Source organism: Duganella sp. CF458, assembly GCF_900113115.1.
GTDB lineage: Bacteria > Pseudomonadota > Gammaproteobacteria > Burkholderiales > Burkholderiaceae_D > Rugamonas.
Map to the genome: position 1 here is coordinate 1 of NZ_FOOF01000029.1, position 15,597 is coordinate 15,597.

12 protein-coding genes and 2 tRNA genes are annotated in these 15,597 nt (G+C 59.9%); 7 read left to right on the forward strand and 7 right to left on the reverse strand.

Going from position 1 to position 15,597, the window contains the following annotated elements; all coding sequences use genetic code 11:
- The first annotated feature begins 635 nt into the window (after positions 1-635).
- Positions 636-1,082, forward strand: a complete 447-nt coding sequence (locus BM269_RS28140; RefSeq protein ID WP_090445637.1) for a nuclear transport factor 2 family protein — start codon at positions 636-638, stop codon at positions 1,080-1,082.
- Positions 1,083-1,145: 63 nt separating this feature from the next.
- Here BM269_RS28140 and BM269_RS28145 read toward each other — a convergent pair.
- Positions 1,146-1,221, reverse strand: a tRNA-Asn gene (locus BM269_RS28145).
- Between the two features lie 58 nt (positions 1,222-1,279).
- Positions 1,280-3,463: a TonB-dependent receptor gene (locus BM269_RS28150; protein WP_090445640.1), complete on the reverse strand. Its 2,184-nt coding sequence runs from the start codon at positions 3,461-3,463 to the stop codon at positions 1,280-1,282.
- A 270-nt stretch (positions 3,464-3,733) separates the two neighbouring features.
- On the opposite strand from BM269_RS28150, the gene BM269_RS28155 reads away from it, so the two are divergent.
- On the forward strand, positions 3,734-6,397 hold the full coding sequence (locus BM269_RS28155; RefSeq protein ID WP_090445643.1) for a S8 family serine peptidase: 2,664 nt from the start codon (positions 3,734-3,736) through the stop codon (positions 6,395-6,397).
- Positions 6,398-6,422: 25 nt separating this feature from the next.
- Here the strand turns inward: BM269_RS28155 and BM269_RS28160 are convergent, their stop codons facing one another.
- From BM269_RS28160 to BM269_RS28180, 5 genes are all read right to left on the reverse strand, one after another.
- Complete coding sequence (locus tag BM269_RS28160; protein ID WP_090445695.1) at positions 6,423-6,623, reverse strand: hypothetical protein; 201 nt, start codon at positions 6,621-6,623, stop codon at positions 6,423-6,425.
- 107 nt (positions 6,624-6,730) lie between these two features.
- Positions 6,731-6,976: a hypothetical protein gene (locus BM269_RS28165; protein WP_090445698.1), complete on the reverse strand. Its 246-nt coding sequence runs from the start codon at positions 6,974-6,976 to the stop codon at positions 6,731-6,733.
- A 57-nt stretch (positions 6,977-7,033) separates the two neighbouring features.
- Positions 7,034-7,109 (reverse strand) — tRNA-Asn (locus tag BM269_RS28170).
- Between the two features lie 52 nt (positions 7,110-7,161).
- Positions 7,162-7,854, reverse strand: coding sequence for a DUF3334 family protein (locus BM269_RS28175; RefSeq protein WP_090445701.1), 693 nt, complete (start codon positions 7,852-7,854; stop codon positions 7,162-7,164).
- A gap of 145 nt (positions 7,855-7,999) precedes the next feature.
- Positions 8,000-9,043, reverse strand: a complete 1,044-nt coding sequence (locus tag BM269_RS28180; RefSeq protein ID WP_090445704.1) for a pectate lyase family protein — start codon at positions 9,041-9,043, stop codon at positions 8,000-8,002.
- A 180-nt stretch (positions 9,044-9,223) separates the two neighbouring features.
- On the opposite strand from BM269_RS28180, the gene BM269_RS28185 reads away from it, so the two are divergent.
- The 5 genes from BM269_RS28185 to BM269_RS28205 all read left to right on the forward strand — a co-directional run bounded on the left by BM269_RS28185 (position 9,224) and on the right by BM269_RS28205 (position 15,593).
- Positions 9,224-10,657 (forward strand): serine hydrolase, encoded by a 1,434-nt coding sequence (locus BM269_RS28185; protein WP_170860508.1) that lies wholly within the window; start codon positions 9,224-9,226, stop codon positions 10,655-10,657.
- Positions 10,658-10,896: 239 nt separating this feature from the next.
- The gene (locus BM269_RS28190; protein ID WP_170860509.1) at positions 10,897-11,499 is read left to right on the forward strand and encodes a helix-turn-helix domain-containing protein; all 603 of its coding nucleotides are present in this window, start codon (positions 10,897-10,899) and stop codon (positions 11,497-11,499) included.
- 14 nt (positions 11,500-11,513) lie between these two features.
- Complete coding sequence (locus tag BM269_RS28195) at positions 11,514-13,367, forward strand: SLC13 family permease (protein WP_090445715.1); 1,854 nt, start codon at positions 11,514-11,516, stop codon at positions 13,365-13,367.
- Entirely contained in the window at positions 13,364-14,398 is a 1,035-nt protein-coding gene (locus BM269_RS28200) for an ABC transporter substrate-binding protein (protein WP_090445718.1), read from the forward strand. Before BM269_RS28195 ends, BM269_RS28200 begins: the two co-directional genes overlap by 4 nt.
- Before the next feature lie 112 nt (positions 14,399-14,510).
- A complete protein-coding gene (locus BM269_RS28205) occupies positions 14,511-15,593 on the forward strand; it encodes an extracellular catalytic domain type 2 short-chain-length polyhydroxyalkanoate depolymerase (protein WP_170860510.1) in 1,083 nt (360 codons plus the stop codon).
- The last annotated feature ends 4 nt before the right edge of the window (positions 15,594-15,597 follow it).

Here is a 15,597-nt window from a genome sequence, read left to right on the forward strand (position 1 = left end):
CTCAAGAATCCCGTGATGTGGAAAGAAGGCGTCTGGCGGTAACGAACAGGCATTACCGGCCAGCACGAATCATGGGTATTTCAGCAGCCTGCTAGCGGGGATTGCAGTGGTCAAGATCAGGGCCGCAGCGGCGGCAAGTAAGCGAAAGCGCATGTTCTCTCCATCATGTTGAGTTTATGTCAATGGAACGGAGTCTACCGGCGATCCGGTTACGCCCCCCCATATCGTGCGATGGACTGCAATATCAGTCGCCTGAGCCGCTATTTTCTGCAACCGGAGGGCCCGACGCGACACCCGGTCCCATGGCCTACCCCATCCCAATTTGCCAAGCGCCTCACCACGGACCACTATGCGCAAATAATCCGGCCCTGAAAAGCAAAAAACCCAACCGGTGAAGGCTGGGCTTTTCTATGTTCTGGCTCACCGACCTGGACTCGAACCAGGGACCTGCGGACTAACAGTTCGGTTGACGCAACTCAATCCGATCCAGGCCGGGAAATAATCGCCGGCCAGACGATTGAACTGGGTTTGCTGACCATTACTCCTTTCAAAACAACCATTCGTCGCATCGCAGTGGCGTAAGCACAATGCCTTGAAGAGAATTAAGTTCTCACGTTCCCCAAAAAAGGAAAGTAATGAAATCCCTACTTCTCGCACTTCTTGTTTCGAGCCTGTCCATTCCAGCGCACGCGCAAGAGCAAACGCCCCTGTACAAGGAAATTGCAGCGATGGATAAGGTCTTGTTTGACGCCTTCAACCGCCAGGATGCCGAAGGAGTCAAAGCTGTATTCTCTACCGACCTCGAGTTCTTTCATGACATGGGCGGCTTGCAAAACTACGAGCAAAACCATGAAGCCACCCGCAAGCTGTTCGCCCGCAACCTGCAGCTGAAGCGGGAGCTGGTCTCCGGCAGCATGGAGGTCTACCCGGTAAAGAACTACGGCGCCATCCAAACCGGCGAGCACACTTTCTGCCACATCGAAAACGGTAAGAACGACTGCGGCACCTTCAAATTCCTGCAAATCTGGAAACGCACCGCAGATGGCTGGAAGCTGGCACGGGTAGTCAGCTACGGCCACTAAACGGCGCCCAGAGCGCCGGAATGAAAAAAGCCCAACCGGTTAAGGCTGGGCTTTTCTATATTCTGGCTCCCCGACCTGGACTCGAACCAGGGACCTGCGGATTAACAGTCCGTCGCTCTACCGACTGAGCTATCAGGGAAAAGAGGCCGCATTATATCGGCCATTTTCAGGACTGGCAAGCGCCAGTCCCAAAAAGTTTAGAACGAACCTTTGAACTGCACGCCAAACTGACGTGGCTCGTTGACGAAGCCGGTCAGGTTGTTGAAGTCGATGGCGCCGGTGATGCGGCGCTGGTCGGTGATGTTGCGTGCGAAGGCTGCGACTTCGTACTTGCCGCCGGCCCAGTTGTAGCCTACGCGCAGGCCGCCTTCGGTCAGCGGAGCGCCGGTGAATTCAACCGCTTCGTACAGGAAGAAGTTCACCTTCGAACGGTAGGACCAGTCGGTCACCACGAACAGGTTGCCTTCCGCCAGCGGGTAGTTGTAGCGGGCGTTCAGGTTGATGATCCACTTCGGAGCCTGTGGCAGCGCGTTGCCGTCGATGACCACGCGGCCGGACGCATTGACCGGGTCCAGGATGGTGCACTGCGCGCACTTGTTCACGGACAGCGATGGATCGCGGATCTCGGTGAAGTTGTACGATGCGCTGGCGGACATCTTGAAGTCGTTGGTGATGAAGCCTTCGATCTCGCCTTCGATACCGCGGCCCTTGGTCTTGGCAGCGTTAATCAGCTTGGTGACATTGGAGTTGCCGCCAACTACGGTCAACTGCTGGTTCTTCACGTCGTAGTCGTACACACTCAGGGAAGCGCGTGCGCGGCGGTTCCACAGGTCGGCCTTCACGCCGGCTTCGATCGACGTGATGGTTTCGGCGTCGGCCACGGTAATAGGCACCGAGGTCGACGCAGCGGCGATCGATGGCGCGCGGAAGCCGGTCGCGTAACGGGCGTACACACTGACATCGCTGTTCAGCTTATAGGTGCCGCTCAGGTCCCAGTTGAACTTGTCCTTGGACTCGGACACCGACTTAGGACCGACCAGCACGGTGCCGGTGGTTTCCAGGGTGTCGAAATCTTTCTTGTCTTCGGTGTAGCGCAGGCCGCCGCGCACGGTGAATGCGTCGGTCACGGCGTAGTTCACGGAACCGAACATCGCCCAGGCTTCGTTCTTCTGCTGCGATTTCACGCGCGAGGTGCGGTCGCCGGTAACGTTGAAGTTGTCCTGGCCTGCCACCGCCTTCTCGTCAAAGTAGTACACGCCTGCCTGCCAGTTCATCGGGCCGGTGTACTTGGACTCCACGCGCAACTCCTGCGAGTATTGCTTGATGTCCGGGACGAAGGCGCCGGTGGCAACCTGGAACGGCACGGCTGGCGCGTTGCCTGGATTGCCGCCGTCGATGTCGCCGCGCGAGTTGTAGCGGGCCACGGTCTCGTAACCGGTGATCGAGTACAGCTTGTGCGCGCCCAGGTCCCAGCTCATGCGCACATTGGCGCCCTGGGTCTTCAGTTCCTGGTCTTCACGGCCGTTGATGGCGATCTTTTCAGGATCAAAGCCGTCTGCGAAGGTGTTGGAGCCCTTCTTGATGATGTTGGCGCGGAACAGGCGCGAGCTGCCGGTGGTCTGGCGCTGGTGCACGTTGAACAGGGCGTTGAACACGCCGTTCGGCTGGTACAGCACCTGCACGCGTTCGGCGTGTTCGTTGTAGCCTTCCAGCGCGTCTTTCTCGCCGGTGAAGGTGTTGTCGACGAAGTCGTCGCGGTGCTGGCGCAGGGTCGATACGCGCAGGGCCCACTCTTTCGACAGCGGCACGTTGGCGGCTGCTTCCACGTTGACGGTGGCATCGCTTGCGTAGGAAACGTTGTAGAAGCCATCCACGCCGCGCAGGCTTGGCTTGGCCGATTCGAACTTGACCACGCCGGCCGGGGTGTTACGGCCGAACAGGGTACCTTGCGGGCCGCGCAGCACTTCCACGTTGGCCAGGTCGAACATCGGGTAACCCTTCAGGATCGGGTTTTCCTGCACCACGTCGTCATAGATCAGCGAAACCGGCTGCGAGGCGAACACGGCGAAGTCGGCGTTACCGTAGCCGCGGATATAGAAGCGCGGGAATACACGGCCGGTCGACGATTCGACGTTCAGCGAAGGCGTCTTGCCTGCCAGGACGCGGATGTCCTGGCCGCCGGACAGCAAAATGTCCAGCTTCTCGGCCTTGATCGAGGACACGGACACCGGCACGTCGCGGATATTCTCGGCGCGGCGCTGTGCGGTGACGGTCACTACTTCCATTTGGCCGGCTGGGGCCTGGGCTGCTTCCTGGGCCATGGCGGCCATCTGCACAGTGGCAAGGCTTACCAGCACGTGCATCTTGGACAACTTCATCATGTTCTTTCCTTGTGGGCGGTTTGATGGATGTCCCCTATTCTCCCCACAGGTTGCGGTCTGTCGCCGCAAAATAGCGCGCATTATATACCCACTATAAGATTGAAGCACTATTACGTATGTGCCGGTGTGCTATCGGAATTTTTTCTGCGCCTCACCCCGCTGGATATTCGCCGCATCATAGACCTAGGTCAAACCCGCGCCAAACAGGCCTCCTAGACTGGCTTGATCCCCGCGCCAAAAGGGGATTTCCGAACCCGCTAGGAGACATCGATGAAGAACTTTCCGCAAGAAATGAGCCACGCCTCGGGCGCTTCGCTGGCACTCGACACCACCCGCCTGCTCATCGCGCTCAAGCAGCCCAAGGAGCGCAACGCTGTCGAACAATTCCTGCACAGTGTGGACCTGTTCCTGGAGGATGAGGCGGATGAAGGCATGGTGCCGGGTGAACGCGTCAATCACACCAAGACCCGCTACTTCGTGCAATCGCGTCGCCCGCTCGATGACGGCCGTCTCGCCAAGATCGAGGAAGCCGGCGCCCAGCTGGGGATCGACTGGATCGGTCCGGTCTACCGCCAGGCTGGCCAGCGCGGTCGTCGCGCCCTGATGTCGCCCCTGCCCCATGTGGCCCTGGTCAAGCTGCGCCAGCGCGATACCGGCTTCAAGCTGCCGGAAGGCCTGGGCGCCAAAGGCGCAGCCGAACCGGCGATCCAGGAGGTCGCGGAGAAATCGCGCTACCTGAACGGCCACCACTATCTACAGATCAGCAACGTCAAGGAGATCAACGCCTACCAGCTGCGCGAACGGTTGCGCCAGATTCCCAATGCGCCGATCTCGGACTTCCAGTTCGAGACCATGCCGCTGCTGACGCCCACGTCGATCGCGCCCAACGACACCTTGTTCCCGCAGCAGTGGGACATGACCCGCATTCAAGCAGGCGGTCCGGGCACCACCGGCTGGGACATCACCACCGGCGCCGCCACCACCGTGGTCTGCGTGCTCGATGAAGGCTGCGACCTGACCCACCCGGACCTGCGCTTTGCCGCGCCCGGCATCAACCTCGGCACCATGAGCGGCGACGGCTCGCCCACCGGCAACCACGGCACCGCCTGCGCCGGCATCGTGGCGGCCACCTATAACAACGGCACCGGCGTCACCGGCGTGGCAGGCGATGCGCGCATCCTGCCGGTTGCGTTCGATGCCTGGACCGACGTCGAAGTGGCAGCCGGCATCAACTACGCTTCCGCCAACGGCGCCAGTATCATCAGCATGAGCTTCGGCTGGAACGGCTGGAGCCCGGCCATCATCGACCCCGCCATCCAGAGCGCCTTCAACAACGACCTGGTGATGTGCGTCGCCACCCACAATTACAACGGGCCGATCACCTACCCCGCCACCAACCCGCTGGTGATCGCCGTCGGCGCCTCGGACGAAGTCGACAACCGCAAGACGCCGGGCAGCCCGGATGGCGAACCATGGGGCTCCAACTTCGGCCCGCAGATCTCGGTGGTATCTCCCGGCGTGCACATCCCGACCACCGACCGCCAAGGCGCTGCGGGCTACAACGCCACCGACTATGACCTGGTGTTCAACGGCACCTCCTCCGCCACGCCCCACGTGGCAGGCCTGGCAGCCCTGATCCGCAGCGTCTACCCGATGCTGGACAACGTGCAAGTGCGCGCCCATATCGAGCGCACCGCGCAGAAAGTCGGCGCCGTGGCCTATGCGGAAACTGCCGGCAAGTCCAACGGCACCTGGAACCAGGAGATGGGCTATGGCCGCATCAACGTCTTCCGCGCGCTCGATGAAGCGGACGTGATGATCAAGGACGCCCCGGCCGACAGCGGCAGCGAGCCTTTCACCGGCGGTAATTTCTGGGACTTCTCCGACATCGTGGTGCGCATCAACGACGACAATGTCTTCGTGCCGAGCGACCCGCTGCAATCGAAGAACGTGGAGCGCGGACAGGCCAACTACATCTACGTGCGCGTCACCAACAACGGCGCACGCGACGCGCGCAATGTCTCGGTCAGCACCCGCATCACGCCGTACGTCGGTCTGCAGTTCGTCTACCCGCCCGACTGGACCCAGGTCGACGGCATGCACGTCAGCCCGACCGGCATCACCACCAACTTTGCCAGTGTGCCGGCCGGCGGCACGGTCATGGCCAAGTTCCGCATCGAAGCGGCGCAGACGGAAGACCTGTACGGCTGGCAGGAGAACCATCCATGGCACCCTTGCCTGCTGGCCGTCGTCAACTCCGACAACGACTACGCCTTCGCCACGGCGCCATTGACCGGCGACCCGATCAGCGCCCGCCGCAACAACCTCGCGCAGCGCAACCTGTCGGTGATCGACGTGCTGGCCGGCGCCGGCGCCGCCTTCCCCTTCGTGGCCGGCAGCCGCTATAACCGCGAAGCGCGCATGACGCTGGTGATCGACCGCAGCCACCTGCCGGAAACCATGCCGCTGAGATTGTCGCTGGATGAAGATGGCTCCGCCTTCCCCGCCATCGATTTCGACAACCAGGTCGACCCGGTACCCGGCCAGACCCACGGTGATGAAGACATGAACAAGGATTGCGGCCTGGTCTTCCTGCAGGACACCCGCGTCAAGACCCGCTTCGCATGCTGCTGCGGCATCTTGACGCTGGCGAAAGGCTCGCATTTCGATTGCCTGCCGCATCGCACGCTTGGCAATGTGTCGGTGGAAGGTGGGGATGTGGTGCTGCGCAACGGCAAACGCTACGTCGAGATCCGGCAGTCGGTGGTCAAGGTCACCATGGAGAAAGACCCGGCCATGATGTACCCACTGGCGCTGCAAACCAGCATTCCTCCAGCGTCCGCCGAAGGAAGCCAGTACCAGGTCAATGTGGCCCAACTGAATGAACAGGGCACGCCGGTGGGCGGCGCGTCCATGGTCTACCACGTGGGCTAGGTGCCCCGGCGGCAGGGTGAAGCAATCAAGCCAGCGCTTCCTTTGCCGCCTCTTCCGGCGTCAGGCCGTCATAGAACAGGTCCGTGAACCATTCAATCTGCTCTTCGATATGATCCTGGGCCTGCTCTACCGTCGCACCGCCCTTGACCAGGAAACCTTCCACCTCGATGCACCAATGGATCAGCTCCAGGGTTTCAGGATCGAGTTCTTCTTTCTTTTTTGCCATGTCATTTCTCCCGCGCAAAGCAAAAAGCCCAACCGAATGGCTGGGCTTTTCAGTAGCGACATTTTACTGCTTTTCCGCATCGCCGTCGCAGGCCGACCCGCAGGCGCTTATTGTCCGACGCAGATGATCTTGGTGGCGTACTCCTGGGCTCCCGACTTCTTCTTTGCAGCCCATGCCACCGCCTCCTGCGCCTGGGCCAGGGTCAGGACCGAGGCCTTCTCCTTGTTCTTGATGAAGGAGACGCCTTCGAAGACGCCCTCCTTGCTGCGCATGACGCGCGCGAAGACCGGCGGCTTGCCGGGTTCACTGATTTTGTTTTGTTGAACCAAATATCGTTGATCGTTGTTTTCCATTGCGCACCTCCCAAAGCAAAAAGCCCAACCGGTGAAGGCTGGGCTTTTTAGTCATTCTGGCTCCCCGACCTGGACTCGAACCAGGGACCTGCGGATTAACAGTCCGTCGCTCTACCGACTGAGCTATCAGGGAAAAGAGGCAATATTATAACTGCCGTCTTGGCTTTTGCAAAGCCTATTTTAGATCACATTCCGAGCGACTTCAAAAGTTCGTCGGCATCGTCCGAGGAGATGGCTGGCGCCGGTGCCGTAGCAGCCTTATGGGCGGCCTGTTCCCGCTCCAGCAGCGCATCGGGGTCTTCGACTTCGGTTGCCTCGAAATCATGCAATTTAATAAACTCGGTGCGATCGATCGCCAGCTCGAGGTAAAAGATGTTGTTACGCTCGGTGAAGAAGGAGACGCGGCGCATTTCCGGACGGTCAAGCGGAGTATCCACGCTCAGCGTTACCTGCTTGTTCAGCACCAGCATCTTCGGCTGGTTCTGGGTGATATTGGTATGCAGCTCGCCGCGCACCTTGCCGGTGAAGTCGCCCACGATCTGGTTCATCAGCTCGCCCATGATGTTCGCCACTTCGTCGGAGGTGAAGGAGCTGGCCAGTTCCGACTTCGGCATGCCCATGCTGAGCATGTAGCGCTCATAAATCTCCATCGCCGCCTCGGCCGAGAAGTTCAGCACGACCAGACCGGTAAAGCCGCCGTCGAACAACACGAAGCAGCCGATGTCAGGTTTCAGGCCGACCTTGGTGATGCGCTGCACCATGGCCGAGTAAGTAATCCGGCTTTGCGACGCCACGTTCAGCACGCGGGTGACCGACGAGCACAGCGTGGTCAGCAGGTCTTCGGTGCCGTACACCACCCGCTCTTCTTTTGTAATCATTCTTCAGATGCTCCGGATTAAATCTAATGGATAACTTGAAGAATAACTGATTCCATCCCAAAAGCAAAAATGGTTGTATGCAGCATGTCAACATTTGGACTCATCTTTGCAATAAACGCCGCCGCGACGGGCGGCGGCGCCTCGATTACTGGGCCAGGTTGGTTCGCGCGCCCGCCGTGGCAATCGCCTTGGCCTTCACATCGGCTCCCGCGATGGGGGTGTAGGAGTAACCGGTCGCGCCGTACGACTGGGTGCTGCCCCAATTGGTGGCATTGACCGCGCCGCTCGGGGTATCCCAGGTAATGCCACTGCCCACATGGTTATTGCGCAATTCCCAGTAACCGATGCGCTTGCTGTCGCGCGAGGTGACTGGATTCTTCACGTTCTCGAAATAGTTTGCCTCGATCAGCGAAATGCCATCCATGCGCACATTGATGCCGGAGGTTTGTACGTCATTGAAGTAATTGTTGAACATGTGCGTCATGCCGAAACGTTGCAATGGCAGGCGCGATTTGACGTGCTCGAAGCGGTTGTTGTGGTAGGTGGTGCGGGCATTCGCATTGGCCGTGTCGCTGTCGCTGTAGCCGTTCAGCGCCACCTTCTGGTAGTTGTACACGTGGTTGTACGACACCGTGATGTGGTGCGCGCCCTTCTTCATGTCGATGCCGCCGTCGAACGACGCATCGCCCGCGCCGGGACAGGAAGTCAGCGAAGCAAAGATGGTGTTGTGGTCGATCCAGACATTGCTTGGCTGGCCGGAGGACATGCCTTCGATCGAGATCGAATCGGCCGCCTCCCCGCCTTGCAACAGGCCGATCATCATGTTCTGCACGATGACATTGTGCGCATTGCCGGCAATGTGGATGCCGAAATTGGCGCTCGAATCGGCGGCGCCGATAAGGGTGATATTGCTTTTGTTCTTGATCTCCAGCGTCTGCGCAGGCTTTTGCCACTGCGCGCACACATCGGTAATCGTGTTGTAGTCGAACTTGCCGGTGTACCTCAGCACCAGGCCGGAATTATCGGTGTAGGCGTTGATCTTCGCCTGCGCATCGGCCAGCGTCGCCACATTGACCGGTGTCTTGCTTCCGCCGCCAGTCGTGGCGGCGCCATATCCAATCGGTCCAGCAACTGCAGACGTGGCTGCCGCCACTGCGGCCGCCATACAGAGCATCTTTGTAACTTTCATGCGCTTGTCTCCTTTTACTTTCTGGTTTGAGGAGCGCACAGGATGCAATCAATTCAATCAAGCGTCAATTGGCCGGACCAAAATACAACAATCGGACTTACCGCATTTAATTTTGGACTGACCAATATTCAAAAGCAATGTTAGTTGACAGTATGGTATCGTTGCCCAATGAGAAAAATCTTGATCACCCTGTTCCTGCTGACCGCGCTGCCAGCCAAAGCCGACCGCGCCGCCGAGCTTGACCGCATCGCCACGCGTTATCACGCCCTGGGCCAACTGGATGGATCGGTACTGGTCGCCGACCACGGCAAGGTGGTCTACCATCGCGCCTTTGGCCTCGCCAATCGCGAATGGCAAATCCCACATACCACGGACACCGCTTTCCGCGTTGCCTCGCTGACCAAGCAATTCACTGCCACCCTGGTCATGCAACTGGCCGAGCAAGGCAAGCTGCGGCTGGACGACCCGATTGGAAAATACGTTCCCGAACTTGGCCCCGGGATCGGCAACCGCGTCACGCTGCACCATTTGCTGAACCATACTTCGGGCATTGTCGACTACGCGAATTTCCCGGGCTTCTGGGCTAACCGCCTGGGTGAAAAAGTACCCAAGGCCGACTTTCTCGCCATCATGAACCGCCCACTGGAGTTCGAGCCGGGCAGCCAGGGCCACTACAGCAGCTCCAATTACACGCTGCTTGGCTGGGTGATCGAACAACAAACCGGCAAGACATACGGCGAAGCCCTCGACAGTATGATCTTGCGCCCGCTCGGCATGCAGCGCACGGCGTACGATGCACCGGACCGCATCGTTCCCCGCAAGGCTTCCGGCTATGTGCGCTCGCTCGGTGCGTACCGTCCCGCAGACCCGCTATGGATTCCCAACATTGGTGCCGGCGGCGGCGTCGCCAGCACGACCGGCGACTTCTTCAAGCTCGATCGGGCGCTGGCCGGCACGGCGCTGCTCAAGCCGGAATCGAAACGCCGGATGTTTACCGCCTACGTCAAGGACGATGTGTGGGGCGACCTCGGCTATGGCTATGGATGGCTGATAGGATCGCGCACGATTGCAGGCAAGCCTCGCCTGGTGCACGAACATGGCGGCAACGGCAACGGCTTCCGTACGCTGGTCACGCGCTATCCGGAAGACGGCAAGCTGGTCGTCATCCTCCTCAATGAAGGCAATGGCAACAAGGGCCCGGAGATTTACAGCATGCGCCGCGACTTCACCGACGTGCTGTATGGGCAGCCAGTAGCGCAGCCGAAGCCCACATTGCATGATCTGCTGGCAGCGGAAATTCGCCGCGCCGGCGAGGAGTCCGCGCTAGCCCATTTCAACACCCTGCTTGCCCAAAGCGGCAAACCGGAAACTGGCGACGGCCTGAACCGGCTCGCCTATCAATATGCCGAAGCTGGCCGCGCGTCGACCGGCATCGCGATCTTGCGACGCGCAAGCGCCTTATTCCCCCAGGACGGGAATTTGCACGATTCAATGGGCGAACTTTACTTGCAACTTGGCAACAAAGAGCGCGCACGAACCGCCTACTCGCGCGCGTTGGAATTGGCACCCGACAACGGGAATGCGAAAGAAATGCTGAACAAGATCGGGCAATAGACCGCTCCGCCCAAGGCTACAAGTAGCAATACCGGCACACGCCCCGACGAAGCACGTCACTGCAAGTCCCGCCCCACTCCCCCGCACGTCACCAGCACCCCACTCGCCCCTTCGGGGCGATACTTGCATTATGCTCGCAACTTGACAACTTTTGACAGAAGTTAAGACAGATAATGTCAGAAAGCAACCTTACTGCTGCCCTAATATTAGCCCATCAGCAACACACTTCAGAGGCAGCAATGACACATGTACTTTTGTTAGGCCGGCCCACTGGAATCGCAGATAACCTGGCGTCGATTTGCGTGAACGAAGGATATAAGCTTGTTGATGTCAGCGCCGTGATTTCATATTGTCGTCAATTGCAGTCCGAACTGGGCAATGCAAAGTCGCCCGCCGCATTGTTGCGCGGCCCGATCAGCCAGGCATTGCCTGCGCAATCTCGAGATTTGCAATATGGCTTGGACGAAGCCGATCCCAGCTCATGCACGGAAGAACTGCGTCAGTGCATTGTCGAGTTGGCCCGTCAGCTAGCACCGGGCTGGCGCCTCAGCATCCGCGACCATCGCCTGCAGGCGCCTTCCGGAATATCCGTCCCATTGACCAGCCTCGAATTCATCTTCATCAAGATGTTTGCCCTGGTGGAAATAGGCGAGCCCGTGTCGCGCAAGCAGATCGTGAAGGCATTTGGTGAAGACTACCTCAGCTACGACCAGAACCGCATCGACACGCTGGTGCGGCGGCTGCGCCAAAAATTCACGGCGCGCGCCGGGATCCGGCTGCCCTTGAATACGGAGCGCGTGCGCGGATTTTCATTTGGAGAGCCACTCATCATCGACCTGTAGCCAAGGGGACGGCCATGGATACGCAGACCGGGCAGGCCGGCATGATCGCCACGCTCATGGCAGACGACGTGATTTGCCGTTGCAGTCCTCAAAGCCTCGCCCGCCTCTTGTCCCACATGAGCTGGAAACGGTTCGGGGAAGGCGAACCGATCTATCGTGCGGGAAGCAACGCTGAACATCTTTACCTGCTGATCGACGGCAGTGTGACCCTGGTGTCGCCCGGCGGCCGCGAGTGCCGCCTGACCTCCCGTCGCTTTGGCGAAGAGGCCGCTGCAGCCGATGCGCCGCACTATATGACCGACGCGGTGGCCGCCAGCGCCGCCACGGTTGTGAGCATCGCGCGCCATGCCATGCGCCATCTGGCGGAAGCGAATCCGCACCTGAAGACCGCCTTGTTCCTGTCGCTGGCCAGCCATTTGGCCGGCGAACCCTTGGTGCGGCCGGCCTCGCCCACGCCCGATCCGGCCGACAGTTCTCCGCGCCGGGCTGTCCTGGGATGGCTGCTGGTCGCCCTGCTCCCTCTGTTGACATTCGAAATGGGCGCCAGGCTTGGGCTGCCTGCCAATGGCACGATGTTCCTGGCCATTTTTTCCGTCACGATCGCCATGTGGATGTGCAGCCTGGCCGATGAGTACGTCCCGGCCCTGTTCGCGCTGCTGGCAACCATGTTGACCGGCCTGGTTCCAGCTCCAGTGGTGCTGTCCGGATTCGCGTCCGACGGTTTTCTCATGGCGCTGAGCACACTCGCGCTGGGCGCCGTCGTGCTTACCTCGGGCCTGGGCTATCGCTTCATGCTGTTCCTGTTGCGGCATTTACCAAATCACCAGCTTTACCATAATGTGGGCCTGTTCCTGACGGGCTTGCTGCTGACACCGATCATTCCTACAGCAAATGGCCGCATTGCCTTGTTGGCCCCGTTTTATGCGGATATGGTGGAAAGCCTCAACCTGAACCGGCATGGCCGCGCTGCCGCACTGCTGGCGATTACCTGTTTCAACGGCGCCACTTTGTTCTCCGCTGTATTCATCACCAGCAAATCACTGAACTTCGCCGTGTTCAGCCTGCTGTCGCCGCAGGGTCAGGACCGCTTTCAGTGGATGACCTGGGCCCTTAGCGCAGCCGTATCCGGTGGCTGCATGCTGCTCATCTTCGTGCTGGGAGCGGTGCTGATGTGCCGCAACCAGGAATCTTCCCATGTTCCCAAGGAACGGGTGGCGCAGCAAAGTGTTTTGCTGGGCAAACTGAGCAAGCGGGAATGGGCCGCATTGTCCGGCATCGCATTCCTGATGGTCGGGGTCGTCACCAGTTCCCTCCACAAGGTGCAGCCACCCTGGCTGGGCTTTGCCGTGCTGTTCGGCCTTCTCATGTGCGGCATGCTAGACAAGAAGGAGATGAAGGAGAAAGTGGACTGGACCTTGCTGTTGTACCTCAGCGGCGTGTCCGGCATTGTCGCCGCGTTCAACCATCTGGGGCTGGACCGTACGCTGGCCGCCATGCTGCCGCCGATGGATTCAAATATGCGCAGCGATTTCGGCCTGTTCGTGTTGCTGCTGTTTGCGCTGGTCAACGCGATCCGCCTGGTCGTCCCTGCCAATGCCACGACCGTCATCCTGGCAACCATCTTGATGCCGCTCGCCAGTGCAGTCGGTCTCAACGAGTGGCTGATCGGCTACATCATCCTGGTGTTTTCGGATGCATGGTTTTTCCCCTACCAGTGCAGCTATTACCTGCAGCTGCAAGAAATGAATCGCCGGCATCCGATTTACGATGAGGCCCTGTTCCTGCGCTTTAACGCATTGATGAACCTGGGGCGCCTGCTGGCCGTGTACGCCTCGATTCCGTACTGGCGATTACTGGGGCTGCTATGAATCTCAAGCCTGAGAATGCCATGGTCGGCTTGTTCATGGCCAGCGCCATGCTCCTGTTCGCCTGGCACAACCTGACCAAGCCGAGCATTCTTGTCCTGCACAGTTATGACCGCGATTACGCCTGGTCAAGGGACATCAGTGTCGGTTTGAACCGTATCCTCAAGGACGGCTACCGTTACAGGTTGCGCTGGCATTACATGGACACCAAGCGTCATCCGTTCGCTGACTACAAGCGTAGCGCCGGCATCGCCGCGCGTAACGTCATCGAAGCGGCCAACCCGGATGTGGTGATTGCCATCGACGACGATGCCCAGCAATACGCGGCACGCTATTTCCGTGACAATCCCCGCATCAAGATCGTGTTCGCCGGCGTCAACGGCACCACCGGCGACTATGGGTATGACGTGGCCCATAACGTGACCGGCATCCTGGAACGACTGCCCTTGTTTGCCATGCGCGAGGCATTGGGCAGCAGCGCCAGCCTGAAGGAAACGGGCCAACCGATCCGCCTCGCCTTCCTGGGCGATCAATCCGAAACCGTGGACGGCGACGCCAAGCAGTTGCGGCATTTTGATTGGAGCCCGCTGCAGCTCACGGCCATCAGGCAGGTCGACACCTGGCCGCAGTGGCAGGCTAACGTGCTGGAACTGGCCGCATCCAACGACGTGCTGCTGGTTTCCGGATACCGGCGCCTGCGCCGCTCGGCCACCGATGCCAACCTGGTGCCACCCCGTGAAGTGGTGGCTTGGACCGAAACGCATGCAAAGCTGCCGGTCATCTCCTTCAACTACTTCTACATGGAAGATGGAGGCATGCTGGCCATCGGCGCATCGCCTTATGAGCAAGGTGAAGTGGCAGCTGCGCTGGCACTTGATCTCGCACTCAAGCGCAAGGTAGCGAGCGCGCTGCCCATCACGTCCACCAACCAATTCGTCGTCAGCATGAACGGTTCGAAGATGAAGGCGAAGCATTTCATCCTGCCGCGTGTGTATGAAGCGGCTGCACGCACCGGCAACCTGTACCTGCCTTGACGATCGCGATCGCCGGTCAGGAACTGCCACGAAGCAGCCTGGCCCGGCGACCTATATTCGAATCGGCAGGCTTCGCGCATGCTCATCCAACCAATTCTTGAAAGGGCCCACCATGAAACTTCATGTTCGTCTGGTACTCGCTTTCGGCAGCTGCACCCTCTCGATTCCGGCGCTGGCGGCCTCGCCGCCCTTGCCGTCCCTGGGCGCGGACCTGGACCGCACAACGGTATCCGGCATCTCTTCCGGCGGCTTTATGGCTGCCCAGCTTGCCACCGCCTATTCGTCGCGTTTCAAGGGCGTCGGCGTGATTGCTGCCGGCCCGTATTACTGCACCGGCACCTATCCCAACCTGTCCTTCCTGATGAATGCCACTACTGCCTGCATGTCACCTGCCACCTCGAAGGTGGCCGCAAATGCCGCGGTCTCCTGGAAACACGCGCAGGAATTTGCCCAACAAGGCTTGATCGATCCGGTCGACAACCTTGCGGGCCAGGCCGTGTACGCATTCAGCGGCAGCAGCGACAAGACGGTCAAGACGATGGTGGTCGACGAGGTGGAAAAATACTATCGCCTGGCCGGCGTGCCCCCGGAACGAATCCTTTACAACAGGGCCAGCGACGCCGGCCATGCCATCATCACCAAGTCGCACGAAGATGTGCCATGCGCGCAGACCGAATCGCCGTTCATCAACAACTGCGGCTTCATCCAGTCGCAGGTCTTGCTCAAGCACCTGTATGGGCCGGACAGCAAAGCCGCCAATATGGAGAACCCGGCGGCAGGCACCATCATCGATTTCGACCAGCGCGAGTTCATCCACGGCAGCCGCTCGAGCATGCACGATAACGGCTACGCTTACGTCCCGGCCTATTGCCAGACCAAAGCCTGCGCCGTACACGTGGCTTTCCATGGCTGCCAGCAAGGCGTGCAACGGATTGGGAACCGCTTCTACAACGGTACGGGCTACAACCAATTTGCCGACTCCAACAAGCTGATCATCCTGTATCCACAGGCGCAGGCCTCGGATGGCATCCCGGCCAATCCCAAAGGCTGCTGGGATTTCTGGGGCTACTCGAACGAAGACGGGCACGTGCCGTTCTATGCCAAAGGCGCCACGCAAATGGCCGCCATCATCGGCATGCTGGACCGGCTTGGCGCACCGCGCAACTCATCGGCAGCCACACCTACCCAACCGTGAAAGG

Bases quoted from the DNA above. Each gene is read 5' to 3' on its own strand.
- BM269_RS28140 (WP_090445637.1), top strand. From the start codon at position 636: ATGAAATCCCTACTTCTCGCACTTCTTGTTTCGAGCCTGTCCATTCCA.
- BM269_RS28150 (WP_090445640.1), bottom strand. From the start codon at position 3,463: ATGATGAAGTTGTCCAAGATGCACGTGCTGGTAAGCCTTGCCACTGTG.
- BM269_RS28155 (WP_090445643.1), top strand. From the start codon at position 3,734: ATGAAGAACTTTCCGCAAGAAATGAGCCACGCCTCGGGCGCTTCGCTG.
- BM269_RS28160 (WP_090445695.1), bottom strand. From the start codon at position 6,623: ATGGCAAAAAAGAAAGAAGAACTCGATCCTGAAACCCTGGAGCTGATC.
- BM269_RS28165 (WP_090445698.1), bottom strand. From the start codon at position 6,976: ATGGAAAACAACGATCAACGATATTTGGTTCAACAAAACAAAATCAGT.
- BM269_RS28175 (WP_090445701.1), bottom strand. From the start codon at position 7,854: ATGATTACAAAAGAAGAGCGGGTGGTGTACGGCACCGAAGACCTGCTG.
- BM269_RS28180 (WP_090445704.1), bottom strand. From the start codon at position 9,043: ATGAAAGTTACAAAGATGCTCTGTATGGCGGCCGCAGTGGCGGCAGCC.
- BM269_RS28190 (WP_170860509.1), top strand. From the start codon at position 10,897: ATGACACATGTACTTTTGTTAGGCCGGCCCACTGGAATCGCAGATAAC.
- BM269_RS28195 (WP_090445715.1), top strand. From the start codon at position 11,514: ATGGATACGCAGACCGGGCAGGCCGGCATGATCGCCACGCTCATGGCA.
- BM269_RS28200 (WP_090445718.1), top strand. From the start codon at position 13,364: ATGAATCTCAAGCCTGAGAATGCCATGGTCGGCTTGTTCATGGCCAGC.
- BM269_RS28205 (WP_170860510.1), top strand. From the start codon at position 14,511: ATGAAACTTCATGTTCGTCTGGTACTCGCTTTCGGCAGCTGCACCCTC.